Origin of the sequence: Ideonella sp. (genome assembly GCF_036277275.1) — a bacterium.
Classification (GTDB): Bacteria; Pseudomonadota; Gammaproteobacteria; order Burkholderiales; family Burkholderiaceae_C; genus Ideonella.
In genome coordinates, this window is the sequence record NZ_DASUNH010000108.1 from 1 (window position 1) to 22,395 (window position 22,395).

The following is a 22,395-nucleotide window of genomic DNA, read 5'->3' on the forward strand; positions in this document are numbered from 1 at the left end:
TGCGCGGCAGTCCTTACCCCCGCAAGCGCGGCACGGATCACCGTGTCGTGCTTGCGCTCAGTTCTGCCCTTCGGTCAGCGTGTCGAGCTGGAAGCGGCCGGACTTGTCGACCAGCCAGATCTCGGTGAAGCGCATCAGCCCCAGGCGGGCCGGCGCCGGGAACGGGCTGGCACTCTTGATCAGCTGCACCACCCACGGCCCGACCTCCTTGGCCGCCGGCGGGCGCAGCACGGCGACGTCGATCACGTTGCCCTTGTCGTCCAGCCGGGTCTCGACGATCGCGATGCCGAACAGCAGCGGCGGCAGCTTGCCGCGGTAGATCTGGCTGGCGTAGGCGCCGTACAGATGGCGCGCAGCGTCCTTCTTGTAGGAATCGGTGGTGTCGGCGGCCGATGGCGCCGGGGCGGCCGCGCTCTGCGGCGCCGGCACCATCGCGAACTGGGCGTGGGCCGCCCCGGCGCTCAGGCACAGGGCAGCGGTCAGCAGCCAGGCGAGTCTTGTATTTGCCATCGAACGTCCAGCCTTCCCGCGGGCCCGACCCGATGTCACGACCGCGCAGGAAATCTAACCGAGCGCCAGCCGGCCGATCGGCCGAACAGCGCCGGCGGACGCGACAAATTCAACGCCAAGGGGCGCTGTCAGCGCAGCCAGCCCTTGCGCCGGAAGTAGATGAACGGTGCCGCCACCGACGCCAGCATCAGCGCCAGCGCAAACGGGTAGCCGGCGGCCCAGTCCAGCTCGGGCATGGCTTTGAAGTTCATGCCGTAGATGCTGGCGATCAGGGTCGGCGGCAGCAGCGCGACGCTGGCCACCGAAAAGATCTTGATGATCTTGTTCTGGTTGATGTTGATGAAGCCGACCGTGGCGTCCATCAGGAAGTTGATCTTGTCGAACAGGAACGCGGTGTGCGAATCGAGCGAATCGATGTCGCGCATGATCTGGCGCGCCTCCTCGAACTGCTCGGCGTTGAGCATGCGGCTGCGCATCATGAAGCTGACCGCGCGGCGGGTGTCCATCACGTTGCGGCGGATGCGGCCGTTCAAGTCTTCTTCTTTCGCGATCGCGGCCAGCGCCTCGCCCGCGGCGCGGTCGTCCACGTCCTGCTTCAGCACCCGGGCGCTGACGGCCTCCAGGCTGTCGTAGATGCCTTCCAGCGCATCGGCGGAGTATTCGGCATCGGCGTCGTAGAGCTTCAGCAGCACGTCCTTCGCATCCTCGATCAACGCCGGGATGCGGCGCGCACGCAGGCGCAGCAGGCGAAACACCGGCAGATCCTCGGCGTGGACCGAGAACAGCACGTTGTTGTAGAGGATGAAGGCCACGCGCACGTTGCGCGGCGTGACGTCGTCGTCGATCAGGAAGTCGGAACGGATGTGCAGCTCGCCGTTGTCTTCCTCGTAGAAGCGGGCTGACTCTTCGAGGTCGTCGTCGACGATGTTGTCGGGGATGCGCAGCCCGAAGCGGCCGGCGATCCAGCCGATCTCCTCGGCGGTGGGCGCTTCGAGGTCAACCCAGACCGGCTGCACCTCGGCCAGCTCGGCCGCGGAATCGATTTCTTCTTGCAGCAACCGGCCTGACAGGCGGCCTTTGTCCAGCGTGAAGACGTTGAGCATGGGGGCTCCAGCGGGGCGGGCCGACAGCTGGGGGCGGCACCGCGAAGTCACTCGGATGGGGTTGTTCGGTTCAACCGCCCACCCTGGCGACAACCACCGTTAAGCCCGATGGTGGCTGGAGCAGGCGGTCACCGAGGGTGGGAACTGTCCACGGTGGCGTTTCAAAAAGTGAGACAACGGCGGATTATCGCCCTGCGGCGGAGCGAGGTATCCGCACGAAACGACACAGTCTAACCGGCGGAAGGGCGGTCTCTTTTTCTTGTCAAAGCAGGGCCCCGGGGGCACACTGGGTCGGACCGGTGGCGTCATCTCGGCGTCATGAAACCGGCTTGGCCTAAGCCGGTGCGGTGGGTAACCCTTTCCCTTGCAAGGAGGCCTCGATGAACTTGACGATCAGCGGACACCACCTGGAAGTGACACCTGCTCTCAGAGAGTATGTGCTCACCAAGCTGGAGCGCATCACGCGCCATTTCGACCAGGTGGTGGATGTGAACGTGCTGCTGACGGTTGAAAAGCTGAAGGAAAAGGAGCGCAGACAGAAGGCCGAAGTGACCTTGCATGTGAAGGGCCGCGACATCTTCGTCGAGCAATCGAACGAAGACCTGTACGCGGCGATCGACCAGCTGATGGACAAGCTCGACCGCCAGGTCTGCCGCCACAAGGACCGGCTGCAAGACCATCACCACGAGTCGGTCAAACGCCAGGACGCCAGCGCGTCCTGAGCCCCAGGGGAACTTTCGCGAGCAGCGATTCGTTGCTTGAGCCCCCGCCGCAGGCGGCCACCAGCCGCCTCGCCCTTCACCAAGGCGACCCATGGGGTCGCCTTGCTATTTGTTGACAAAGAAAATCGCCCATTCGGGCAGCGACTCGCTAGACTGTGTTGCTGCAACGCAGCATCGTCGGGTCAACCCTGGTTGCCGGGCTGACGTTGACGTCGTGTGGGATGCAACCGATTTCTATAATCCGCACCCTTAAAGCCGGAGGGATCACCGGCCGAAAGACACAGACGCCCCTTGATCGTTGTTGTCGAAAGAGCCGTTCATGAACCGCCTTGCCGCCATCCTGCCCGTGGACAACGTGCTGGTGGGTGTGGATGCCACCAGCAAGAAGCGCGCCTTTGAGCACGCCGGCTTGCTGTTCGAAAACCAGCATGCCATTGCCCGCGCCACCGTCACCGACAACCTGTTTGCGCGCGAGCGCTTGGGCTCGACCGGGCTGGGCCACGGGGTCGCCGTGCCGCACGGCCGTGTCAAGGGCCTGAAGAATCCGCTGGCCGCGGTGCTGCGGGTGCAGAGCCCCATTCCCTTCGACGCGCCGGACGACGAGGCGGTCAGCCTGCTGATTTTCCTGCTGGTGCCTGAAGCCGCGACCCAGCGCCACCTCGAAATCCTGTCCGAAATCGCCGAGCTGCTGTCGGACCGCGAGTTGCGCGACAAACTGAAAGCCGCGCCCGATGCCGCCACCGTGCATCGGCTGATCGCCGACTGGGAACCCCTCAAGTCGGTGGCCTAAGGATGCCAGCCCCCAGGCCGCTTCGTGTCCGCCCCCCGCTGGGGCGCACCAGCCTGGGATGCCCCAGCGAGGGCCGCCGCGCGCCTCGCTCCACCTCCTTCCACGCCGCGTGAAGCCCATTTCCATCAGCGCCGAGGCGCTGTTCGAGGAACACCAGCCTTCGCTGCGCTGGGAATGGATTGCCGGCCACGCGCACCCCGAGCGCCGCTTCGATGAAGCCGCGGTGCGCGACGCCCGCTCCGCCGCCGACCTGGTCGGCTACCTGAACTACATCCATCCGTACCGCGTCCAGCTGGTCGGGCGGCGCGAAGTCGCCTACCTGGCCGACGCGCCGGCCGAAGTGCTGGAGCGCCGCATCCAGCGCATCGTGACGCTGGAGCCGCCGGTGATCATCGTCGCCGACGACCAGCGCGCGCCGGACCGCCTGGTCGCGATGTGCGACCGCGCCGAGATCCCGCTGTTCATCACCTCGGCCTCGGCCGGCCATGTGATCGACGTGGTGCGCTCATACCTGAGCCAGCTGTTCGCCGAGCGGACCACGCGCCACGGCGTCTTCATGGACATCCTCGGCCTGGGCGTGCTGCTGACCGGCGAATCAGGCCTGGGCAAGAGCGAACTCGGGCTGGAGCTGATCTCTCGCGGCCATGGCCTGGTCGCCGACGACGCGGTCGATCTGTTCCGCGTCTCGCAGAGCACGCTCGAAGGCCGTTGCCCCGACCTGCTGATGAACCTGCTCGAGGTGCGCGGCATTGGCCTGCTGGACATCAAGGCAATCTTTGGCGAGACCGCCGTGCGGCGCAAGATGCGCCTGAAGCTCATCGTGCACCTGGTGCGCAAAGAGACGATGGAGCGCGAGTTCGAGCGCCTGCCCTACGAACCGCTGTACGAGGAGATCCTCGAGATCCCGGTGCGCAAGGTCGTGATCGCGGTGGACGCCGGCCGCAACCTGGCCGTGCTGGTCGAGGCCGCGGTGCGCAACACCATCCTGCAGCTGCGCGGGATCGACACCTACCAGGAGTTCATTGGCCGCCACCAGGCGGCGATGGATGCCCTGCGGGAGCCCTGAGCACGCCACCGCCAGCCGGTCGGTGTTCGCACTCGGTTTTGGTGCAGACGGCGTACAGCGCCAGCGTGTGGTCGTGCAACTCGAAACCGCGCGTCTGTGCCACTGAACGCTGGCGCGCCTCGATTTCGGGGTCGAAGAACTCCTCGACCCGGCCACAGGTCAGGCACACCAAGTGGTCGTGGTGCTGGCCTTCGTTCAGCTCGAACACCGACTTGCCGGATTCGAAATGGCTGCGTGCCAGGATGCCGGCCTGCTCGAACTGCATCAACACGCGGTAGACGGTGGCCAGGCCGATGTCCGAGCCCTCGCCGAGCAAGGCCTTGAACACGTCTTCGGCCGTCATGTGGCGCACCGTCGACTTCTGGAAGATCTCGAGGATGCGCAATCGGGGCAGCGTGGCCTTCAAGCCGCTGCTTTTCAGTTCGTCGACATGGGTGGGCATGGTCTGGCTCTCGCGGTCCGGTGCGGCCGGGGCAGGCCGCTAGAATCGTTGCATCATAGCCAGCCCGGCTCCCGCCGGGGCCTGCGCAGCGTCACCATCCTGGCGGCTGTCGGCACCCCCGGCCCGCTTGCCCTTGCGCGTACCTCCCATGCCCTTGTTTCGCCTTCCCCGCATCGTTCCCGTCACCGCTGCGTTGCTGGGCCTGGCCACGCTTGCGGGCTGCACGCTCATCACCCGCACGATGAGCGACGGCATCACCAGCGTCATCACGCCTTACCGGGTCGAGGTGGTGCAGGGCAACGTGGTCACCCGCGAACAGATCGCCGCGATCAAGCCCGGCACCCAACGCGCCCGTGTGCGCGACGTGCTGGGCTCGCCGCTGCTGGCCGATCCCTTCCACGCCCAGCGGTGGGACTATGTCTTCGTGATCCGCCGCCAGGGCACCGAGCCGCAGCAACGCTCGGTGGTGGTGCTGTTCGATGGCGACGTGGTCAAGTCCGTGCAGGCGCCGGATCTGCCGAGCGAGCTGGAGTTCGTCGCGTCGATCAGCCGGCCGAGCCGCGGCGAGGTGCCCAAGCTCGAGCTGACGGACGAAGAGCGCAAGAACCTGCCGCTGCCGCCGAAGGTCGAGACCGCCGCGGCGGCCGCTGTACCGCAGGGCGCTGTTCGCAACTACCCGCCGCTGGAAGCCCCATGATCCGAGTGGCCGTGGCGGGTGCGAGCGGCCGGATGGGCCGAATGCTGGTCGAGGCCGTCCACCAGGCGCCCGACTGCACACTGGCCGGCGCACTGGCCCATGCCGGCAACCCGAGCATCGGGCAAGACGCCACTGCGTGGCTGGGCCACGCGAGCGGCGTGAAAGTCACCGACGACCTGGCCATCGGCCTGGCCGATGCGCAGGTGCTGATCGATTTCACCCGCCCCGAAGGCACCCTGGCGCATCTGGCCGCCTGCCGCACGCGCGGCGCCGCCATGGTGATCGGCACCACCGGTTTCACACCAGCCCAGAAGGCCGCGATTGCCAATGCAGCGCAGGACATCGGCATCGTGATGGCGCCCAACATGAGCGTCGGCGTCAATGTGGTGCTGGGTCTGCTCGACATCGCGGCGCGCGCCCTGAACGAGGGCTTCGACATCGAGATCGTCGAGGCCCATCACCGCCACAAGGTCGACGCGCCCAGCGGCACGGCGCTCGCGATGGGCGAATCGGTCGCCAACGCGCTGGGCCGCGACCTGAAGGCCTGTGCCGTCTACGGCCGCGAGGGCGTCACCGGCGAGCGCGACCCGGCGACGATCGGCTTTGCCACCGTGCGCGGCGGCGACATCATCGGCGACCACACCGTGCTGTTCGCCGGCACCGGCGAGCGCATCGAGATCAGCCACAAGGCCACCAGCCGCGCGGTGTTTGCGCAGGGCAGCCTGCGTGCAGCACGCTTTCTCGCCGGCCGCAAGCCCGGCCTGTACACGATGGCCGACGTGCTCGGGATGGGGGCCCGCTGAATGGAAGGTCTGCAAGGCTTCTGGTTTCAAAGCGATGCGATCGGCCGCTCGGTCGCATTGATGCTGCTGGTGATGTCGGTGGGCGCCTGGGTGCTGATCTTCTGGAAAACCTGGGTGCTGCACCGTGCGCGGGTCGACCTGCGCCGCGGCATCGACGCGTTCTGGAACGCGCCGGATCGCAAGGCGGCACGCGAGCGCCTGGCGGCGCTCGACCGTGAAGGCGTGATCGCGCCACTGGCCGAGGCCGCGTTCCACCAGCCGGGCGCCGGCACGCTGCAGACGCACGGCGCCGTCGAATCACAGCTGACGCGACGCCTGCGCGATGCGCTGCACGCCGGCCTGGCGCACCTGCAGATGGGCCAGGTTTTCCTCGCCTCGGTCGGCGCCACGGCTCCCTTCGTCGGCCTGTTCGGCACCGTCTGGGGCATCTACCACGCGCTGCTGGGCATCGCGACCTCCGGCGGCATCACGATCGAGAAGGTCGCCGGCCCGGTCGGCGAGGCGCTGGTGATGACCGCCGCCGGCCTGGCGGTGGCGATCCCCGCGGTGCTGGCCTACAACGTGTTCGGCAAGTGGCTCGGTGCCTGCGAGGCCGAGCTCGAAGGCTTTGCGCACGACCTGCGCGAAATCGCGCTGCACGACGACTGACGCGTCGCTCGCCATGGCATTCGGCCGCCTCGAGCGCGCACGCGCACCCAACCCGATGAGCGACATCAACATGACGCCGCTGATCGACGTGATGCTGGTGCTGCTGGTGATCTTCATCATCACCGCGCCGCTGATGAGCAGCAGTCTGCGGCTCGATCTGCCGAAGGCCGAGGGCAGCCGCTCGAGCGAGACGCCGAAATTCATCGCGCTGGCAATCGATGCGCAGGGCAAGCTCTACGTCGCCGAGCAGCCGGTGACGCTGGACGAGCTGCGCGAGCAGGCTGAGCGCGCTGCCGGCCGCGACCCGGCCACCGAGGTGCAGCTGCGCGCCGACACCAACGTGCCCTATGGCCGGGTGGCCGAGTTGATCGGCCTGCTGCAGCAGGCCGGGCTGTCGCGCATCGGCTTCATCACGGCCGGCGCAGCCGCGGCCAGCGCGCCGAAGTAGCCCACGTCGCCGGCGCCGGAAGGTGTTCGCCGCCGGGCCGTCCCAAGGCGAACGCTCCCCCTCGGGGGGACCGGCCCGCAGGGACGCAGAGGGTCCCATCCTTACAATCGGCGGATGAACGAGAAATACGTCCCCGCCGAGGTCGAAAGCGCCGCCCAGGCGCACTGGAATTCGCGTGACGCCTACCGCGTCACCGAAGACGCGAGCAAGCCGAAGTTCTACGCCTGCTCGATGCTGCCATACCCCTCGGGCAAGCTGCACATGGGCCATGTGCGCAACTACACCATCAACGACATGATGGCGCGGCAGCTGCGCATGAAGGGGTGCAACGTGCTGATGCCGATGGGCTGGGACGCCTTCGGCCTGCCGGCCGAGAACGCGGCGATCGACAAGAAGGTCGCACCGGCCCGGTGGACGCGCGAGAACATCGCCGACATGAAGTCGCAGATGCAGCCGCTGGGCCTGGGCTTCGACTGGAGCCGCGAGGTCGCCACCTGCGACGCCAGCTACTACAAGTGGAACCAATGGATGTTCCTGAAGATGCTGGAGAAGGGCATCGCCTACCGGAAGACCCAGGTCGTCAACTGGGACCCGGTGGACCAGACCGTGCTGGCCAACGAGCAGGTCGTCGACGGCCGCGGATGGCGCTCTGGCGCGCCGGTCGAAAAGCGCGAAATTCCGGGCTACTACCTCGCCATCACCCAGTACGCCGACGAGTTGCTGGCCAACGTCGCCGACCCCGCCGCGCCGAACTATCTGGCCGGCTGGCCCGAACGCGTGCGGCTGATGCAGGAGCACTGGATCGGCAAGAGCGAGGGCGTGCGCTTCGCATTCACGCACGACATCCGCGGCGCCGATGGCGCCTTGATCGGCGATGGCCGGATGTATGTCTTCACGACCCGTGCCGACACCATCATGGGCGTGACCTTCTGTGCGGTGGCGCCAGAGCACCCGCTGGCCGAGCATGCGGCGCGCGACAACGCCGAGCTGGCCGCCTTCATCGAGGAATGCAAGAAGGGCGGCACGACCGAAGCCGAGCTGGCGCTGAAAGAAAAAGAGGGCCGACCGACCGGGCTGTTCGTGACCCACCCGCTGACCGGCGCTCAGGTCGAGGTCTGGGTCGGCAATTACGTGCTGATGGGCTACGGCGACGGCGCGGTGATGGGCGTGCCGGCTCACGACGAGCGCGACTTCGCGTTCGCGCTGAAGTACGGCCTGCCGATCAAGCAGGTCGTGGCCGTCGATGGCGAGACGTATTCAACCGCCGCCTGGGCCGACTGGTACGGCGACAAACAGCGCGGCCGCTGCGTCGACTCGGGCATGTTGGACGGCCTGGCCTACAAGCCGGCGGTCGACAAGGTCGCCGAGGCACTGGCTGCCAAGGGCCTGGGCGAGAAGAAGACCACCTGGCGTCTGCGCGACTGGGGCATCAGCCGCCAGCGCTACTGGGGCACGCCGATCCCGATCATCCATTGCGACGATTGCGGCAGCGTGCCGGTGCCCGAGAAGGATTTGCCGGTCGTGCTGCCGGAAGACCTGATCCCGGACGGCAGCGGCAACCCGCTGAACAAGTGTGACGCCTTCCTGAAGGTCGCCTGCCCAAGCTGCGACAAACCGGCGCGGCGCGAGACCGACACGATGGACACCTTCGTCGACAGCGCCTGGTACTACATGCGCTACTGCGACCCGAAGAACGACGAGGCGATGGTCGGCGACGGCACCAAGTACTGGATGCCGATGGACCAGTACATCGGCGGCATCGAGCACGCCGTGTTGCACCTGCTGTACGCGCGCTTCTGGACCAAGGTCATGCGTGACATGGGGCTGGTGGGCTTCGACGAACCGTTCACGCGCCTGTTCACGCAGGGCATGCTGCTCAACGAGAGCTTCTACCGCGAGGACGCGTCGGGCAAGAAGCGCTGGTTCTACCCGAACGAGGTCGAGGTGCAGCACGACGACAAAGGCCGGCCCATCGGCGCCACGGCGCGCGAGGACGGCTTGCCGGTCACGCTGGGCGGCATCGAGAAGATGTCGAAGTCGAAGAACAACGTGGTCGAGCCGCGCGACATCATCGGCCGCTACGGCGCCGACACCGCGCGCATGTTCACGATGTTCGCCGGCCCGCCGCAGGACAGCGCGGCCTGGTCCGATGCTGGCGTCGAAGGCGCGCACCGCTACCTGCGCCGCCTGTGGGCCTTCGCGCACAAGCAGCGCGACAGCGTGCGTGCCGGTGCAGGCGCGGCCACGGGCGAGGCCGCGCGCACGGCACGGCGCGAGATCCACCTGGTGCTCAAGCAGGTCAGTCACGATTTCGAGCGCCTTCAATACAACACCGTGATCTCGGGCGCGATGAAGCTGCTCAACACGCTGGAAGACGCCACGCGCGACGGCCAGGCCGAGCCGGCGCTGGTCCACGAGGGCCTGTCAGTCCTGCTGCGCGTGCTCTACCCCGCCTGCCCGCACATCACCCACGCACTGTGGGTCGACCTCGGCTATGCGGCCGCACTGGGCGACCTGCTCGACGCGCCGTGGCCCACGGTCGACGAAGCCGCGCTGGTGCAAGACGAGATCGAGCTGATGCTGCAGGTCAACGGCAAGCTGCGCGGCGCGATCAAGGTGCCGGCCGAGGCCGACAAGGCGACGATCGAAGCCACCGCGCTGGCCAACCCGGACTGCATCAAGTTCGCCGAGGGCAAGCCGCCGAAAAAGGTCGTGATCGTGCCTGGCCGCCTGGTCAACGTGGTGGTCTGACGGTGACCGTCACCCGGCGCACGCTCCTGCTGGCCACGCTCGGCAGCATCGCATTGGCCGGCTGTGGCTTTGCGCTGCGCCGGCCGGCCGAGTTGCCGTTCTCGAAGTTGGCGATCAGCGGTTTCAAGCCAAACTCGCCGATGGCCCAGGCGTTGCGCCAGTCGCTGCCACGCAGCGTCACGGTGGTGGCGCAGCCGAAAGACGCCGATGTCGTGCTGCTGGCGATCGAGGACCGCTTCGACAAGACCGTCGCTGCGTCGACCGCCGCCGGCCAGGTGCGTGAATTCCGCTTGCGCGTGACACTGCGCTTCCGGCTCGACCGGCCCGACGGCAGCCCGCAGTTGCCCGAGACGCAGCTGGAGTTGACGCGCGACATGAGCTACGACGAAACCGCCGCGCTGGCCAAGCAGGTCGAGGAGGCGGGCCTGGTGCGCGAGATGCGCATGGACCTGGCCCAGCAACTGCTGCAGATGCTGGCGGCCACCGGCCGTCCGGTGAGCCAGGCCACGGCCCCGGCCGCCGGCTGACCCGGGGCGTCGACACCCGATGCAGGTCCGCGCCGACCAGCTCGCCACCGCGTTGACGCGCGGCGGCCTGAAGACCATCTACACGATCCATGGCGACGAGCCGCTGCTCGCGCAGGAAGCGGCCGACGCATTGCGGGCGGCCGCCCGCGCCGCCGGCTTCAGCGAGCGTCAGGTCTTCACCGTCAGCGGCGCGCATTTCGACTGGAGCGGCGTGCTCGGCGCGGCGCAGTCGATGGGCCTGTTCGCCGACAAGAAGATCATCGAGATCCGCATTCCCAGCGGCAAACCGGGCAAGGACGGCTCGGCCGCGCTGCAAGCCTATTGCGAACAGCTGTCGGAAGAGGTGCTGACGATCGTGCACCTGCCGCGGCTGGACCGCCAGCAGCAGCAGGGCGCCTGGTTCCTGGCCCTGGACCGTGTCGGTGTCACCGTGCGCGTCGATCCGGTCGAGCGCCACGCGCTGCCGAACTGGATCGCCCAACGCCTGGCCAAGCAGGGCCAGCGCGTGGCCGGCGGCGAGGCGGGGCAGCAGGCGCTGGCCTTCTTCGCCGACCGCGTCGAGGGCAACCTGCTGGCGGCGCACCAGGAGCTGCAGAAGCTCGCGCTGCTGCACCCTGAAGGCGAGTTGAGCTTCGAGCAGATCGAAGCCGCGGTGCTCGATGTCGCACGCTTCGATGTCTTCCAGCTCGGGGCCACCGTGCTGGCGGGCCAGGTGCCGCGCGCCCTGCGCATGCTCGATGGGCTGAAGGCCGAAGGCGAGGCTGCGGTGCTGGTGCACTGGACGTTGACCGAGGACATCCGGTCCCTGCAACGCGCCCGTTCGGCGATGGCCAGCGGCAAGCCGGTGCCGATGGCACTGCGCGAAGCCCGCGTCTGGGGCGACAAGGAACGCGCCTTCGAGGCCTTGCTGCCGGCCATCGACGACGAACGCCTGGCCGCGCTGGTGGAGGCCGCCAGCACCTGCGACGGGCTGATCAAGGGCCTGCGCCACGCCGGCTGGCCGGACGATGCCTGGGACGGGCTGCGCCGCCTGATGCTGATGACGCTGGACCTGGTCGCCGCGGCTCGCAGCCGCCGTGGTCAGCGGCCGTCGCCGTTGGCGTTGCAGAGCGAACCTTCCGGCGCCTGACGACGACCATCGGTCGATACCCAAGCTGCGCAGATGGATTGCCGTCACAATAACCTGTTATTTATGCACCAAGTCGCCATGCGCATGGCGCCACATCCGACGGTTTCAGTACCCGCGGCGCCGATCCACCAGGTTCGCCAACGGCTGGCCGCGGCGAAGTGCGCGCACGTTCGCAGCAACCACGCGGGCTGCGCTGCGCGGGTCGGTCAGGGCCGCGGCATGTGGCAGCACCGTCACGCGCGGGTGGGCCCAGAACGGGTGTGACACGTCCAGCGGCTCACGCTGGAACACATCGAGCACCGCTCGCGACAGCTGGCCGCTGTCCAGCGCGGCCAGCAGGTCGGCTTCGACCACCTGGGCGCCCCGCGCGAGGTTGATCAATGCCGCACCGGGTTTCATCCACGCCAGCCGCGTGGCGTCGAACAGGTCGCGCGTGTCGTCGGTCAACGGCAGCAGGTTGACGACGATGTCGCTGCACGCAAGCAGCGGCGCCAGCGCGGTGAGCCCTGCATGCACGGTCACGCCGGCCGGCGCCGCCGGTCCAGCGCTGCGGCCACCCTGGCGCCAGCCATGCACCGCGTAGCCCTGTGCCAGCAGACGGCTGGCAACCACGCGGCCCAGCTGGCCGAGGCCGAGCACGGCCACCTGCAGCTCGTCGGCGCGGCGCTGCGGCAACACGGCCCAGCGGCACTCGCGTTGCTGTTGCGCGTAGTCGAAGAAGCCGCGGTGCAGCGACAACACGGCCCACAACGCGGTCTCGGCCATGGCTTGGCTCATCGAGTCATCGACCATGCGCGCCAGCGGCACGTCCGCGGGCAAGGTGCGGTCGGCCAGCAGGCGGTCGACGCCGGCCCATAGCGACTGGATCAGCCGCAACGAGGTAAACGTTTTCAGCTGGCCGGGCGGCGGGTTGGCCACCAGGACCACGTCCACCGTCGCCGGGTCCAACGACAACAGCGAGGTGTCGATCCGCTCTTCGGGCAGGGCCGCACGCAGCGCCTGCAGCCAGGCCTGCACCTCTGGAGGGTCGAGTTCGCCACACAGGTAAACACTCATGCTCAAGAGCCTAACCGGTTCACAATCCAAACGCTCACCGGCCGCCCTGCGCGGCCGGTGATGGACCGAGTGGAGCGTGCGCGTGCCAACGACAAAAAGTGCATCGTCCGACCCGACGGCAGGTCCGCCCGGCGTGCCGGACGTGCGCCTGGGCGGCTCGCCGCCATGGCCCGGTGCGTCGGCCAAGCGAAGCAGGCGGCCCAAGCGCACCGACGCGCCGAACCAGGCTAACCACAGTCCCCGGGCCCCCGACGCCAAGATCGACGCGCCTTCACTGCCACGGCGCTGGCACTGGCCCCACATGTCGATCCGCATGACGGTGCTGGCGGCGATTGCCGCCGGTGTCGTGCTGCCGGGCTTGGGCATGCTGTGGGCCGATGCTCGCACCGCGCGGGGACAGATCGACCCGCTGGTCGAACACCGGCGCGAACATGCGCTCGTGCTGGTCGCCGCGGCCGTTGCCGAGCCCTGGCACCGCGGCGAATCGGCAGAGCTGGCGTCGCTGCAATCGGCCACGCTGCGCGACCCGCTGATCTGCAGCATGGAGCTGCGCAGTGCCACCGGATCGGGCGGTGTGCCCGCGGTGGGCTCCTGCGCCTCGAACGCGAACGGCCTATGGCTCGAGCAGCCCGTCGTCGCCGGTGGCCAGCAGATCGGCACGCTGCGTCTGGGCTTCGACAGCCGGGTGCGAGACCAGCTGTTGGGCGACCGCCAGGCCGCCTTGTTGCGGCTGGTCGCCGCGCAGGTCGTGTTCGGTGCGATCGTGCTGCTGTGGGTGTTGAACTGGCGCCTGCTGCGGCCAATCGACCGGCTCAAGCGCCAGGCCAGTGCGATGGCCCAGCCCGGCGCCCGTCCGGCGTCGCGCGTCGACTGGCTGCGCCACGACGAACTGGGCGAGCTCGGGCAGCACCTGAACCTGGCGCACGACCGGCTCGACAGCCTGCTCGCCGAGCTGGAGAGCAGCAACGCCGAACTGCACCGCATGGCGATGGTCGACCAGCTGACCGGCCTGCCGAACCGGCGCCTGTTCCGCGAGCTGTTCGACCACGCGCTGGCCGCCGCCAAGCGTTCGCAGCAGCCGATGGCGCTGATGTTCATCGACCTCGATCGCTTCAAGCACATCAACGACACCCTCGGCCACCCGGCGGGCGACGAGCTGCTGCGCACGCTGGGCCAGCGCCTGCGCCAGATGATGCGCGGCTCGGACATCGTCGGCCGGCTGTCGGGCGACGAGTTCATCGCCCTGCTGCCCGACGTGAAGGGCAGCCAGGCCATTGGCCATACGGCACTGCGGGTGATCCATGCGATCGAAGCCCCCGTGCCGCTGCCTGAAAAATCAGTCCAGATGCAGGTCTCCGCCAGCGTCGGCGTGGCGATGTTCCCGGCCGATGGCGGCAATTTCGACGACCTGCTGCGCCACGCTGACCAGGCGATGTACCGCGCCAAGGCCGCCGGTCGCGGCCGCTACATGCTGTTCCGAGAACCCGGGCGCGCGGACACACCCAAACCCGGCGGCGACGCTGAACTCGCGATGGCGCTGACGCGACGTGAGCTGCTGCTGCACTACCAGCCGGTGATCGACACCCACACCGGCCGGGCGGTGGGTGCCGAGGCCTTGTTGCGCTGGCAGCATCCGAGCCAAGGATTGCTGCCGCCGGCGCGCTTCATCCACCGCGCCGAGGAATGCGGCCAAATCCATGCGCTCGAGCAGCACGCCCTGCGCAGCGCCTGTGAACAGTTGGCGCAATGGAAGGCGGCGGGCCTGCAGACCGGCAGCATGGCGGTCAACCTGAGCATTGGCGAGTTCCGCCATGAGCACTTGCCGGGTCTGTTGGCGCGTGCGATGCAGGACCACCACCTGGGTGCCGGCGAGCTGGAGCTGGAGTTGTCGAGCCACACGATGATGAGCGACCCCGAGTTCACCCAGGCGCGTGTCGACGAGTTGCGGGCGATGGGCGTGTCGCTGGTGCTGGAAGACGTGGGTTCGTCGATGGTGTCGCTGGCGCGCTTGGGTCAGCTGCACCCGGCCCGCATCAAGATCGACGCGACGCTGGTCAGTCGCCTGCCCGAAGACCAGGAAGCCCGCACGACGGTCAACGCCATCGTTCAGCTGGCGCGCAGCCTCGGCGTCGGCGTCGCGGCCTCGGGGGTCGAGACCGAAGCCCAACGCGATGCACTGACCGAGGCCGGGTGCCACTGGCAACAAGGCTTCTTCTTTGCACGGCCGGCGCCCGCCAGCAACGAGCCGCAATGGGCCACGCACCGCGGCCCCCAACATCCCGCGGTCGCGACGGTGCTGGCGCCGGGCACGTTCGATCAGCGCGCGCTGCGGCCGGCGGCCAACGCCAGCAATCGCTCCAAACCCCACTGAACGGTGGCCGAGCGCACCGCCGTGCGGTCGCCGGGCCAAACCTGCCGATCGGCCTCGGCCTTCATCTCGGCACCTTCTCGCCAGGCCCAGCCCAGCCAGACCAGGCCGACAGGTTTGCCCGGTGTCGCGCCGCCCGGGCCGGCGATGCCGGTCACCGCCAGCGACAGGTCGGCGGCGCTGTGCGTGAGGGCGCCACGCGCCATGGCCAACACCACGGCCTCGCTGACTGCGCCGTGCGTCGTGATCAGGGCCGCATCGACGCCCAGCGCCTCAGCCTTCGCCGCATTGCTGTAGGTGACGAATCCGCGCTCGAACCAGTCGCTCGAGCCGGCCAGGCTGGTGCACAGGGCCGCGATCAGGCCACCGGTGCAGCTCTCGGCGGTCGTGATGCGCAGGCCTCGGGCGCGCAGCACGTCGGCCAAGTCGGACACCCGTTCCATCAGGGCAACGTCATCGAGCAGCAAGGGCATCGACGTCCTTCTTCAACCGACCAGCAGGCGCCACAGCGCCAGCACCAGCAGCGTGCACAGCGCCGCCACCGCATCGTCGAGCAGGATGCCCACCCCCTGACGCCAGCCGGGCGGCAGGCCGGCAGTGGGCTTGAACAAACGATCGGCCCAGGCCACTGGCCCCGGCTTGACCGCATCGAAGAACCGGAACAGCGCAAACGCCGCCAGCTGCACATTGAAGCTGGCCGGTGCCAGCAGCCAAAGGATGGCCCAGAACGCGAGGATCTCGTCCCACACCACCGCGCTCGGGTCGCTGGTGCCCAGCGCCTGGGCAGTGCGGGTGCACGCCCACACACCGACTGCGGTGCCCACGGCCAACACCAGGCCCCAGCCCAGCGGCGTCAGCCACACGCTGAGCACGGTGTAGGCCAGCCAGGCCCACAAGGTGCCTGCGGTGCCGGGGGCCACCGGCGACAGGCCGCTGCCGAAGCCAAGGGACAGCGCGTGCGCGGGGTGCGAGAACATCAGGCGCGCACTGGCGCGACGCGGCGCCGCGGCGCCGTCGTCGATCACCGGGCCACGGCCCGGCGGACTGGCGGGGGTTTCGCTGCGCACCTGCGCGTCTTCGATCGGCAAGGGGTCGTGGGGGTCCATCAGGGCTTGAAATGGTCGAAGCCGGCGAAGGCCGACAGGTCCAGCGGCTCACGGCCGTGGGCTTCGGCAAACACCTTCAGGCCGATCGCCAGCGGCTCGATGCGGCCGATGCGAGTGACCGGCGTGCCGCTGGCCAATCCCGCTGCGCGCACCGCGTCGGCCGCGCCAGCAGGCGCCGTGAACAACAGCTCGTAGTCGTCGCCGCCGGCCAGCAGGCATTCGCGCTGCAAGGCCTGCGGCTGGGCGGCCAGCGCGGCGCTGCGGGGCAGCGCGTCGAGCCAGACGGTGGCTCCGACGCCCGAGCGGCGGCGGATATGGCCGAGGTCGCCGAGCAGTCCGTCGGACAGGTCGATTGCCGCACTCGCAACTCCCCGCAGCGCCTGGCCCAGCGCCACGCGCGGCTGCGGCCGCTCCATCGCCTCGCGCACCGCGCTGAAGGCGTCGCCCGGCAGCTCGGCGTGGCCGCGAAAGACCTCGAGCGCCAACCGTGCGTCGCCCAGGCAGCCGCTGACCCACAGCTCATCGCCCGGCGCTGCGCCGCTGCGCAGCAACGCCAGGCCCTCGGGCACTTCGCCGATGACGGTGATGCCGATCGTCAGCGGGCCGGCGGTGGTGTCACCACCGACCAGCTCGATCTCATGCTGCTCGGCCAGCGCGAGCAAGCCGGAGGCGAACGGCGCGAGGAATGCTGCATCGGCCCGCGGCAGGCTCAGGGCCAGCGTGAAGGCCAGTGGCTCGGCGCCGCAGGCGGCGAGGTCGCTCAGGTTGACCGCCAGCGCCTTGTGGCCCAACCGATCCGGCGCCACGGTCGACAGGAAGTGCCGGCCTTCGACCAGCAGATCGGTCGACACCGCGAGCTGCATGCCGGGCGTGGGCACCAGCAACGCACAATCGTCGCCGCCGCCCAGCGCGGCGCGCTGCACCGGTGGGCGGAAGTACTTTTCGATCAGGTCGAATTCACCGAGGGCCATGCCGCGATTGTCAGGCCGGCGGGCCCATCGGCACGCGCCGGAACGGCATGGCGTCAGCCGCCCGGGGGGTGCGGGCGCTGCCCCGGCAGCGGATGCAGCATGTTCGCCAGCTCGACCGCGGACTTGACGTTCATCTTCTCGAACACCCGTGCCCGGTGGACCTCGACCGTGCGCACGCTGATGTCCAGCGCATCGGCGATCAGCTTGTTCGGCTTGCCCTCGACCACCAGGTACATCACCTCGCGCTCGCGCTCGGTCAGCTCGGCCAGGGCGCGCTCGACCTGGCGCTTGTCGGCGCGTCGGGCCAGCGCGGCCTCGCTGCGCAGCAGCGCCTGCTCGATCCGGTCGACCAATGCGTTGTCGGAGAACGGCTTCTCGACGAAATCGAATGCGCCGCGCTTGACCGCCGCCACCGCGGTCGGCACGTCGGCATGGCCGGTCAGGAAGATCACCGGCAGCGCTTCGACGAAGCCCCGCTCGACCAACTGGTCGAACAGGGCCAGACCCGACAGGCCCGGCATGCGGACATCGAGCAGCAGGCACGAGGGGGCGTTCGGCCAATCACTGGGCGACTTGGCCGCCAGGAAGGCGGCAAAGGCATCGCCGCTGGCGTGGCCCTCGGATAGCAGGCGCCGCGTACGCAGAAGCCAGGCCAGCGCGTCGCGCACCACATCCTCGTCGTCGACGAGGTAGACCATCGGCAGGCCGAAGCGGGAAGACAGGCTGGGGCTGGGGTTCATGCGACGGGCGGTTCGGCCGCGTGCCGGGCCGGGTCGGGAACCGCAAGGGTAAACCGGAATTCGGTGCCCTGGCCGTTCGGCGTGGCGGGGCCGAAGTCGAGCGCACCGCCATGCTGCTCGATCACCGTGCGGCACAGCGACAGCCCGAGCCCCATGCCTTCCTCCCGGGTGGTGAAGAACGGCGTGAACAGCCGAGCGGCGACATCGGCCGCGATGCCCGGCCCGCAGTCGCTCACCGTCACGTGGACCCAACGTGCATGCGGCTGCGTCACGCGCAGTGTCAGCACCCGCTGGTCCAGCGGCGTGGCATCACCCTCCATCGCCTGGATGCCGTTGCGTGTCAGGTTCAGCAGCACCTGCTCGACCATCGTGCGGTCGACCCACACCCGCGGCGCCGGCTTCGGGCATTCGACTTCGATCCGGGTGCCGCTCTTGCGCGCCTGCAGCCGCACCAGCGGCAGCACGGCTTCGATCAGCAGATCGGCCCCGATCGCCTCGCGCGAACGCTCGCGCCGGCGCACGAAGCCGTGCACGCTCTTGATCACCCGGCCGGCACGTTCGGCCTGCTCGGCGATGCGCTCCAGCGCCTGGCGCAGCATCGCCACGGTCTCGGCCATGGCCTCGCCGGGCTGCTGGCCGGCCTCGTTGACCAGGTTCAGCGAGCCGGTGGCGTAGCTCGCGATCGCCGCCAGCGGCTGGTTCAGCTCGTGGCTCAGCAGCGAGGCCATCTCGCCGACGGTGGCCAGGCGCGCGGTCGCCTGCAGGCGCTCTTGCTGCTGGCGCGACAGCTCCTCCATCCGCCGCGCGGCGCTGACATCGAGCACCGCGCTCATCCAGCCCGCGTGGTGGCCCACGCGGTCCAGCAGCGGCGCTTCGTAGATCATCACCGGGAAACGTTCGCCGTTGCGCCGCATGAATTGGGTCTCGAAGCCTTCGCGCTGGGCGCTCAGGTCCCGCCGCAAGCTCAACCGCTCGGACTGGCGCTGGCGGTACTCGTCGATGCGTTCGGGCGGCCAGTACGGCGGCGGGTCGCTGCCGACCAGTTCATGGGCCTCGAACCCGACCATCGCGCAGAACGCCGGGTTGACGTAGGTCACCCGGCCACGCACGTCGCGCGCGCGCAGGCCGGTGACGAGTGAATCCTCCATGGCCCGCCGAAAGGCCAGCGCCTCGGCCAGCGCGGTCTCGGCGATCGCACGCCGGCGTACGTCGCGTGCGAGCAGCACCACCAGCCCGAGCAGCATCAACGACAGGCCGACCACCAACGCCAGGGTCAGGTTGGGGATCAGACCGGGGCGGCCCTGCGCTGCATCGGCGCGCAGCTGCAACGAATTTCCCGGCAAGTCGACCAGCCGCGTCGCATGGAACACCCCGGTGCCCCGGTGCAGGCCGGCACGCACCAGGCGCGTGCCATCGGCCTCGACCAGCGACAGCTCATGGTCGCGCGCCGCCGTCGCATTGGCCGCGTCTTCGAGCAGCTGGCCCAACGCCAGCGTGGCGACCATGTAGCCGCGGGGCCGCCCGCCGCGGTCCAGCGGCAGGCACAGATCGACCACCTCCACCCCCAGCCCGCCGGCTTGTGGCACGAAGTACGAACGCGAGAACTGCGGCGCGGCAACGCGACGGGCGGTCGCGCAGGCCGCCTGCATCTCGATCTCCAGCTCGGTGCGGGCCATGACGCCAAAGACCGGTGAGCGAAACGGCGTCTCGACCGCGTTCAGCAGCTTCTGGTCGTTGTCGCGCATTTCCATGCGCAGGAACTCGCGCCGCTGGCGCAGCATTTCCAGCGCGTCGTAATGCCATTGCGCCAGCGGCGGGTCGTTCCAGGTCAACGACTGCGCGCTCTGCAGGCTGCGCTGCACCTGGCGCCGCATCTCACCCGAGGCGGCCGCGGCGACCGCGTCGACCCGGTCCTGCGCGCGGGCCTCTTCGTAGCTCAGCGTCAGCCCGACCAGCAGCGACTGCGCCACCAACAGCAGCGCCACCAGCGCGCCCCACAGCAGCCACCGCACGCCGCGGCGCGCGCGCGGCGGCTCAGGGGGCGGGGCGCTGGGCGCGGGCGGATTCATCGGCGCAGTATGGTGGGGCCATCCGCCCCGGCCGTAAGCAGTTTCGCGCATGCCCAGGGCCGGCCCGCTTGGCGACACTGCACGGCCAAGCTGTCAAAGCTGTCAAGACTCGCCTCCTACAATCCGCCCCCCACGCTGCGCGAGGACCGCCCCATGCCGACCTTCGAGGAAAAAAGAGCTGAACTGCGCCGCGCCGCGCTGGAGTACCACGAGTTCCCGACGCCGGGCAAGGTGGCGATCAGCGCGACCAAGCAGCTGATCAACCAGCGCGACCTGGCGCTGGCGTATTCGCCCGGCGTGGCGGCCGCCTGCGAAGAGATCGTCGAAGACCCGGCCAACGCCTTCCGTTACACGTCGCGCGGCAACTTGGTCGCCGTGGTCACCAACGGCACCGCGGTGCTGGGCCTGGGCGACATTGGCCCGCTGGCCAGCAAGCCGGTGATGGAGGGCAAGGGTGTCCTGTTCAAGAAGTTCGCCGGCATCGACGTGTTCGACATCGAGGTCAACGAAAAAGACCCGGACAAGCTGGTCGACATCATTGCCGCGCTGGAGCCCACCTTCGGCGGCATCAACCTCGAAGACATCAAGGCGCCGGACTGCTTCTATGTCGAGCGCAAGCTGCGCGAGCGGCTGAAGATCCCCGTCTTCCACGACGACCAGCACGGCACGGCGATCGTCGTCGGAGCGGCACTGCTGAACGGCTTGAAGGTCGTCGGCAAGAGCATCAAGGACATCAAGCTGGTGGCCTCGGGCGCGGGGGCCGCGGCGCTGGCCTGCCTGAACCTGCTGCTCAAGCTCGGCCTGCCGAAAGAGAACGTCTGGGTCACCGATCTCGCCGGCGTCGTCTATGAGGGCCGCACCGAGCTGATGGACCCGGACAAGGCCGAGTTCGCGCAGGTGACCGACCTGCGCAAGCTCGCCGAGGTGATCGTCGGCGCCGACGTGTTCCTCGGCCTGTCGGCCGGCGGCGTGCTGAAGCCCGAGATGGTCAAGGCGATGGGGCCGAAGCCGCTGATCTTCGCACTGGCCAACCCGACACCGGAGATCATGCCGGAAGAGGTCAAGGCGGTGCGCGACGACGCGATCATGGCCACCGGCCGCACCGACTACCCGAACCAGGTCAACAACGTCCTGTGCTTCCCGTACATCTTCCGCGGTGCGCTCGACTGCAACGCGAAGACGATCAACGACGAGATGGAGATCGCTGCGGTGCGCGCGATCGCCGAGCTGGCCCAGGCCGAGCAGAGCGACGTGGTGGCCACGGCCTATGCCGGCGCCACGCTGTCGTTCGGGCCCGAGTACCTGATTCCGAAGCCGTTCGACCCGCGGCTGATGATGCAGATCGCGCCGGCGGTGGCCGACGCTGCGCGCGCCTCGGGCGTCGCGCAGCGGCCGATCACCGACCTGGCGGCCTACCGCGACAAGCTGCAGAGCTTCGTCTATGCGTCGGGCACGCTGATGAAGCCGATCTTCACCGTCGCGAAGAAGGCCAAGGCCAAGCGCGTGGCCTACGCCGAGGGCGAGGACCGGCGCGTGCTGTCCGCCGTGCAGGTCGTCGTCGACGAGGGCCTGGCCCAGCCCTGGCTGGTCGGCCGCGGCAGCGTGATCCGGGCGCGGATCGAGAAGATGGGCCTGCGCCTGAAGGAAGGCCGCGACTACGAGCTGGTCAACATCGACGACGACCAGCGCTACCGCGACTACTGGCAGACCTACCACCAGATGATGGACCGGCGCGGCGTGACCGAGCAGTTGGCCAAGATCGAGATGCGGCGCCGATTGACGCTGATCTCGAGCATGCTGCTGCACAAGGGTGAGGTCGACGGCATGATCTGCGGCACCTGGGGCTCGACCGAGCTGCACCTGAACCATGTCGGCCAGGTGATCGGCAAGCGCCCGGGTGTCAACACCTTCGCCTGCATGAACGGGCTGCTGTTGCCGGGACGCCAGGTGTTCCTGGTCGACACCCACGTCAACTACGACCCGACGGCCCAGCAGCTGTGCGAGATCACCGTGCTCGCAGCCGAGGAGATGCGCCGCTTCGGCATCCAGCCCAAGGCCGCGCTGCTGTCGCATTCGAACTTCGGCTCCAGCAACCAGCCGTCGGCGGTGAAGATGCGCGAAGCGCTGGCGTTGATCCAGCAGGCCGCGCCGTGGCTGGAGGTCGACGGCGAGATGCACGGCGACGCCGCGCTCGATGCGACCTACCGCGCAGAGTTGATGCCACGCAGCACCTTGAAGGGCGAGGCGAACCTGCTGGTGCTGCCCAACCTGGACGCGGCGAACATCCTCTTCAACGTGCTCAAGGTCACCGGCGGCAACGGCGTGACCGTGGGCCCGGTGCTGCTGGGGGCGGCCAAGCCGGCGCACATCCTCACGCCGGCGTCCACGATGCGCCGCGTGGTGAACATGACGGCGTTGACGGTGGCGCACGCCGCGGCCATGGCCGCCG

21 protein-coding genes are annotated in these 22,395 nt (G+C 68.9%); 12 read left to right on the top strand and 9 right to left on the bottom strand.

Going from position 1 to position 22,395, the window contains the following annotated elements; all coding sequences use genetic code 11:
* Window positions 1-57: 57 nt before the first annotated feature.
* The gene (locus VFY73_RS18540) at window positions 58-510 is read right to left on the bottom strand and encodes a hypothetical protein (protein WP_329721484.1); all 453 of its coding nucleotides are present in this window, start codon (window positions 508-510) and stop codon (window positions 58-60) included.
* Between the two features lie 128 nt (window positions 511-638).
* Window positions 639-1,613 carry a magnesium/cobalt transporter CorA gene (gene corA / locus VFY73_RS18545; protein WP_329721486.1) on the bottom strand — a complete coding sequence of 325 codons (975 nt, stop codon included), beginning with the start codon at window positions 1,611-1,613 and terminating at the stop codon, window positions 639-641.
* A gap of 380 nt (window positions 1,614-1,993) precedes the next feature.
* On the opposite strand from corA, the gene hpf reads away from it, so the two are divergent.
* The 3 genes from hpf (at window position 1,994) to hprK (ending at window position 4,191) form a co-directional block, all read left to right on the top strand.
* The gene (hpf, locus tag VFY73_RS18550) at window positions 1,994-2,335 is read left to right on the top strand and encodes a ribosome hibernation-promoting factor, HPF/YfiA family (protein ID WP_329721488.1); all 342 of its coding nucleotides are present in this window, start codon (window positions 1,994-1,996) and stop codon (window positions 2,333-2,335) included.
* Window positions 2,336-2,654: 319 nt separating this feature from the next.
* Window positions 2,655-3,125 (top strand): PTS sugar transporter subunit IIA, encoded by a 471-nt coding sequence (locus tag VFY73_RS18555; RefSeq protein WP_329721490.1) that lies wholly within the window; start codon window positions 2,655-2,657, stop codon window positions 3,123-3,125.
* 109 nt (window positions 3,126-3,234) lie between these two features.
* Entirely contained in the window at window positions 3,235-4,191 is a 957-nt protein-coding gene (gene hprK / locus VFY73_RS18560; protein WP_329721492.1) for an HPr(Ser) kinase/phosphatase, read from the top strand.
* Here the strand turns inward: hprK and fur are convergent.
* On the bottom strand, window positions 4,145-4,633 hold the full coding sequence (gene fur, locus VFY73_RS18565; RefSeq protein WP_329721494.1) for a ferric iron uptake transcriptional regulator: 489 nt from the start codon (window positions 4,631-4,633) through the stop codon (window positions 4,145-4,147). The two genes, hprK and fur, sit on opposite strands and share 47 nt — an antisense overlap.
* Window positions 4,634-4,781: 148 nt before the next feature.
* Between fur and VFY73_RS18570 the strand changes: the two genes are divergently transcribed.
* The 7 genes from VFY73_RS18570 to holA all read left to right on the top strand — a co-directional run bounded on the left by VFY73_RS18570 (window position 4,782) and on the right by holA (window position 11,636).
* Window positions 4,782-5,330, top strand: coding sequence for an outer membrane protein assembly factor BamE (locus VFY73_RS18570; protein ID WP_329721496.1), 549 nt, complete (start codon window positions 4,782-4,784; stop codon window positions 5,328-5,330).
* Window positions 5,327-6,133 (top strand): 4-hydroxy-tetrahydrodipicolinate reductase, encoded by an 807-nt coding sequence (gene dapB, locus VFY73_RS18575; RefSeq protein ID WP_329721498.1) that lies wholly within the window; start codon window positions 5,327-5,329, stop codon window positions 6,131-6,133. Before VFY73_RS18570 ends, dapB begins: the two co-directional genes overlap by 4 nt.
* Window positions 6,134-6,781: a MotA/TolQ/ExbB proton channel family protein gene (locus VFY73_RS18580; protein WP_329721500.1), complete on the top strand. Its 648-nt coding sequence runs from the start codon at window positions 6,134-6,136 to the stop codon at window positions 6,779-6,781. It begins immediately after the preceding gene.
* Between the two features lie 13 nt (window positions 6,782-6,794).
* Window positions 6,795-7,229 carry a biopolymer transporter ExbD gene (locus VFY73_RS18585; RefSeq protein ID WP_329721502.1) on the top strand — a complete coding sequence of 145 codons (435 nt, stop codon included), beginning with the start codon at window positions 6,795-6,797 and terminating at the stop codon, window positions 7,227-7,229.
* Window positions 7,230-7,343: 114 nt separating this feature from the next.
* The gene (gene leuS, locus VFY73_RS18590; RefSeq protein ID WP_329721504.1) at window positions 7,344-9,980 is read left to right on the top strand and encodes a leucine--tRNA ligase; all 2,637 of its coding nucleotides are present in this window, start codon (window positions 7,344-7,346) and stop codon (window positions 9,978-9,980) included.
* Between the two features lie 2 nt (window positions 9,981-9,982).
* Entirely contained in the window at window positions 9,983-10,507 is a 525-nt protein-coding gene (gene lptE / locus VFY73_RS18595) for an LPS assembly lipoprotein LptE (RefSeq protein ID WP_329721506.1), read from the top strand.
* Window positions 10,508-10,526: 19 nt separating this feature from the next.
* Window positions 10,527-11,636, top strand: coding sequence for a DNA polymerase III subunit delta (gene holA / locus VFY73_RS18600; protein WP_329721508.1), 1,110 nt, complete (start codon window positions 10,527-10,529; stop codon window positions 11,634-11,636).
* A gap of 105 nt (window positions 11,637-11,741) precedes the next feature.
* On the opposite strand, the gene VFY73_RS18605 is transcribed toward holA, so the two are convergent.
* On the bottom strand, window positions 11,742-12,692 hold the full coding sequence (locus VFY73_RS18605; protein WP_329721510.1) for a glyoxylate/hydroxypyruvate reductase A: 951 nt from the start codon (window positions 12,690-12,692) through the stop codon (window positions 11,742-11,744).
* A gap of 82 nt (window positions 12,693-12,774) precedes the next feature.
* On the opposite strand from VFY73_RS18605, the gene VFY73_RS18610 reads away from it, so the two are divergent.
* On the top strand, window positions 12,775-15,063 hold the full coding sequence (locus VFY73_RS18610) for a putative bifunctional diguanylate cyclase/phosphodiesterase (protein ID WP_329721512.1): 2,289 nt from the start codon (window positions 12,775-12,777) through the stop codon (window positions 15,061-15,063).
* Here the strand turns inward: VFY73_RS18610 and VFY73_RS18615 are convergent.
* Genes VFY73_RS18615 through VFY73_RS18635 form a run of 5 tightly spaced genes read right to left on the bottom strand, consistent with a single transcriptional unit; the run spans window position 15,009 to window position 19,946 of the window.
* On the bottom strand, window positions 15,009-15,533 hold the full coding sequence (locus VFY73_RS18615; RefSeq protein WP_329721514.1) for a CinA family protein: 525 nt from the start codon (window positions 15,531-15,533) through the stop codon (window positions 15,009-15,011). The two genes, VFY73_RS18610 and VFY73_RS18615, sit on opposite strands and share 55 nt — an antisense overlap.
* Window positions 15,534-15,545: 12 nt before the next feature.
* Window positions 15,546-16,166, bottom strand: coding sequence for a phosphatidylglycerophosphatase A family protein (locus VFY73_RS18620; protein WP_414654491.1), 621 nt, complete (start codon window positions 16,164-16,166; stop codon window positions 15,546-15,548).
* The gene (gene thiL, locus VFY73_RS18625; RefSeq protein WP_329721516.1) at window positions 16,166-17,137 is read right to left on the bottom strand and encodes a thiamine-phosphate kinase; all 972 of its coding nucleotides are present in this window, start codon (window positions 17,135-17,137) and stop codon (window positions 16,166-16,168) included. The genes VFY73_RS18620 and thiL overlap by 1 nt, the downstream gene beginning before the upstream one ends.
* A gap of 53 nt (window positions 17,138-17,190) precedes the next feature.
* Window positions 17,191-17,877 carry a response regulator transcription factor gene (locus tag VFY73_RS18630; protein WP_329721518.1) on the bottom strand — a complete coding sequence of 229 codons (687 nt, stop codon included), beginning with the start codon at window positions 17,875-17,877 and terminating at the stop codon, window positions 17,191-17,193.
* Window positions 17,874-19,946 carry a sensor histidine kinase gene (locus VFY73_RS18635; RefSeq protein WP_329721520.1) on the bottom strand — a complete coding sequence of 691 codons (2,073 nt, stop codon included), beginning with the start codon at window positions 19,944-19,946 and terminating at the stop codon, window positions 17,874-17,876. The genes VFY73_RS18630 and VFY73_RS18635 overlap by 4 nt, the downstream gene beginning before the upstream one ends.
* A gap of 153 nt (window positions 19,947-20,099) precedes the next feature.
* Here VFY73_RS18635 and VFY73_RS18640 point away from each other — a divergent pair.
* Window positions 20,100-22,395: NADP-dependent malic enzyme (locus VFY73_RS18640; RefSeq protein ID WP_329721522.1), on the top strand; the 2,296-nt coding region annotated here is incomplete at its 3' end.

What these genes read in the sequence shown, in the direction of transcription:
- holA (WP_329721508.1), top strand. Translation starts at nt 10,527, where the DNA reads ATGCAGGTCCGCGCCGACCAGCTCGCCACCGCGTTGACGCGCGGCGGC.
- corA (WP_329721486.1), bottom strand. Translation starts at nt 1,613, where the DNA reads ATGCTCAACGTCTTCACGCTGGACAAAGGCCGCCTGTCAGGCCGGTTG.
- thiL (WP_329721516.1), bottom strand. Translation starts at nt 17,137, where the DNA reads ATGGCCCTCGGTGAATTCGACCTGATCGAAAAGTACTTCCGCCCACCG.
- VFY73_RS18540 (WP_329721484.1), bottom strand. Translation starts at nt 510, where the DNA reads ATGGCAAATACAAGACTCGCCTGGCTGCTGACCGCTGCCCTGTGCCTG.
- fur (WP_329721494.1), bottom strand. Translation starts at nt 4,633, where the DNA reads ATGCCCACCCATGTCGACGAACTGAAAAGCAGCGGCTTGAAGGCCACG.
- dapB (WP_329721498.1), top strand. Translation starts at nt 5,327, where the DNA reads ATGATCCGAGTGGCCGTGGCGGGTGCGAGCGGCCGGATGGGCCGAATG.
- VFY73_RS18630 (WP_329721518.1), bottom strand. Translation starts at nt 17,877, where the DNA reads ATGAACCCCAGCCCCAGCCTGTCTTCCCGCTTCGGCCTGCCGATGGTC.
- VFY73_RS18570 (WP_329721496.1), top strand. Translation starts at nt 4,782, where the DNA reads ATGCCCTTGTTTCGCCTTCCCCGCATCGTTCCCGTCACCGCTGCGTTG.
- leuS (WP_329721504.1), top strand. Translation starts at nt 7,344, where the DNA reads ATGAACGAGAAATACGTCCCCGCCGAGGTCGAAAGCGCCGCCCAGGCG.
- VFY73_RS18615 (WP_329721514.1), bottom strand. Translation starts at nt 15,533, where the DNA reads ATGCCCTTGCTGCTCGATGACGTTGCCCTGATGGAACGGGTGTCCGAC.
- VFY73_RS18620 (WP_414654491.1), bottom strand. Translation starts at nt 16,166, where the DNA reads ATGGACCCCCACGACCCCTTGCCGATCGAAGACGCGCAGGTGCGCAGC.
- hpf (WP_329721488.1), top strand. Translation starts at nt 1,994, where the DNA reads ATGAACTTGACGATCAGCGGACACCACCTGGAAGTGACACCTGCTCTC.
- VFY73_RS18635 (WP_329721520.1), bottom strand. Translation starts at nt 19,946, where the DNA reads ATGAATCCGCCCGCGCCCAGCGCCCCGCCCCCTGAGCCGCCGCGCGCG.
- VFY73_RS18585 (WP_329721502.1), top strand. Translation starts at nt 6,795, where the DNA reads ATGGCATTCGGCCGCCTCGAGCGCGCACGCGCACCCAACCCGATGAGC.
- VFY73_RS18580 (WP_329721500.1), top strand. Translation starts at nt 6,134, where the DNA reads ATGGAAGGTCTGCAAGGCTTCTGGTTTCAAAGCGATGCGATCGGCCGC.
- VFY73_RS18605 (WP_329721510.1), bottom strand. Translation starts at nt 12,692, where the DNA reads ATGAGTGTTTACCTGTGTGGCGAACTCGACCCTCCAGAGGTGCAGGCC.
- VFY73_RS18555 (WP_329721490.1), top strand. Translation starts at nt 2,655, where the DNA reads ATGAACCGCCTTGCCGCCATCCTGCCCGTGGACAACGTGCTGGTGGGT.